This window comes from Sphingobium scionense (assembly GCF_014197035.1).
In the GTDB taxonomy this organism is placed as follows: Bacteria; Pseudomonadota; Alphaproteobacteria; order Sphingomonadales; family Sphingomonadaceae; genus Sphingobium; species Sphingobium scionense.
Map to the genome: position 1 here is coordinate 1 of NZ_JACIEU010000084.1, position 1,954 is coordinate 1,954.

Annotated in this window: 1 protein-coding gene; it reads left to right on the forward strand. The window is 61.1% G+C overall.

The features are described from left to right. Nucleotides 1-496 precede the first annotated feature (496 nt). Nucleotides 497-1,819, forward strand: a complete 1,323-nt coding sequence (gene ltrA, locus GGQ90_RS28810; RefSeq protein WP_188084644.1) for a group II intron reverse transcriptase/maturase — start codon at nt 497-499, stop codon at nt 1,817-1,819. Nucleotides 1,820-1,954 lie beyond the last annotated feature (135 nt).

Sequence of the window (1,954 nt, forward strand, 5' to 3'; positions counted from 1 at the left end):
AAGGGTGTGCGCCGTGCAAAGGCGGCACTTTCTAGTGGGTGAAAGGCCCACCCGGCGATGCTCCAGCCGGAAGCAACCGGGGCAGGCATGGAGGTGACGAAATGTCTGAAGCCCCCGGATAACGGTCACGTAGGTGACCGTGCGAGCGTACAGGCCGTAACGTGAGTGAACGCTGAGCAATCCTCGAAAAGGACGATGTGCAGGCCGACCCGTTAACCCTTACGGGGAAGGTTGATATGGACGGGCGAGTTTGAGCGACGTTCGAGCCCGTCTGCTGCACCGGGGTAGTGGCGACAGCATGTACGCAAGGAAAGTGCACGCAACACGGGAAGCCCCATGGCGTGCCGAGGGATCGGCAACCGGACGCCCGCGAGGGATGGGACGGGCGCGGTGGGGTGGCGGAGAGGCCCGTAGTACCGAGGAAGCCGGGTAATGCCGGTGGAGGGAAGGAGCCTCAGTTCAAGACGAACGCAAGCAAGTGGTGAGGGGCAGGAGATTGGGAAACCTATCAACTCCGATAAGCGTCCAGAAGCTGCAGAAGGCGTTGCACGCGAAAGCGAAGGCAGAAGTCGGTTATCGTTTCTACGCACTATACGACAAGATCAGCCGCGATGACATTCTGGCCCATGCCTATGCCCAGTGTCGCTCTAACAAGGGCGCGCCGGGTGTGGATGGACAGGACTTTGCGGACATCGAGGAATATGGCGCCGAGCGGTGGCTGGCGGAACTGGCGCTTGCGCTCAGGGAGGAGACGTACCGGCCGGAACCGATCAGACGTGTCTGCATACCAAAAGCCAACGGCAAACTCAGGCCGCTGGGCATTTCCACCGTGCGGGACCGGGTCTGCATGACAGCAGCGATGCTGGTGCTTGAGCCGATCTTTGAAGCCGACCTTCCACCGGAAATCTATGCCTATCGCGCCGGGCGCAACGCCCAGCAGGCCGTGATCGAGGTGGAGGAGCAACTGTTCCGTGGCCGACCGGATGTCGTGGACGCCGACCTTGCCGACTACTTTGGCACCATCCCTCACCTGGAACTGATGAAATCAGTGTCGCGTCGGATCGTCGATCCGCGCGTGCTGCATCTGATCAAATCCTGGCTGGAATGCGCTGTCGAGGAAACGGACGACAAGGGTCGGAAGAAACGAAGGACGCAGGCCCGTGACCAGCGGCGCGGCATCCCGCAAGGATCACCCATCTCACCGCTGCTGGCCAACATTTACATGCGCCGGTTTGTGCTGGGATGGCGGAAGCTCGGCCTTGGGAAACGCCTCGGCTCGCGGCTCATCACCTATGCCGATGACCTCGTGATCCTGTGTGAAAAGGGCAACGCGGAAGCCGCGCTCGATCATATGCGCGGGCTCATGGAGAAGCTGAAGCTGACGGTGAATGAGGATAAGACACGCATCTGCAAGGTGCCGGACGAGATGTTCGATTTTCTGGGATACACGTTCGGTCGGATGTACTCCGCGAAAACCGGCAAAGCCTACATGGGCCACCGGCCATCAAAGAAAAGCATTCAGCGCGTGATCGCAACGATCCACGAACTGACAGACCGAGCGCGTACATGGCAGGATACCACATATCTGGTGGCCAAGATGAACCGGGTGCTGCGCGGATGGGCCAACTACTTCTCGGTCGGCACTACGAGCAGAGCATACCGGGCCATCGACAGCTACACAGCGGTGCGGTTGCGTCGGTGGCTGCGCGCCAAATACAAGACCAGGCGACGGCGAGAGGGAGCCTATCACGACCCCGAGCTATACGAGCGCTTCGGCCTCGTGCGTCTGGCTAACGTGGCCGCAGCCCGCCATGTGTGAAGGCGTGATGTCTTGTCCGAGAGCCGGATGCGGGAGATCTGCATGTCCGGTTCGATGAGCAGGGAGTGGAAACGGACCGTCTGGCAAGCCCCACAGGCGCGCCGCACGACACCGCGCCACTTCCTGACTCTACCG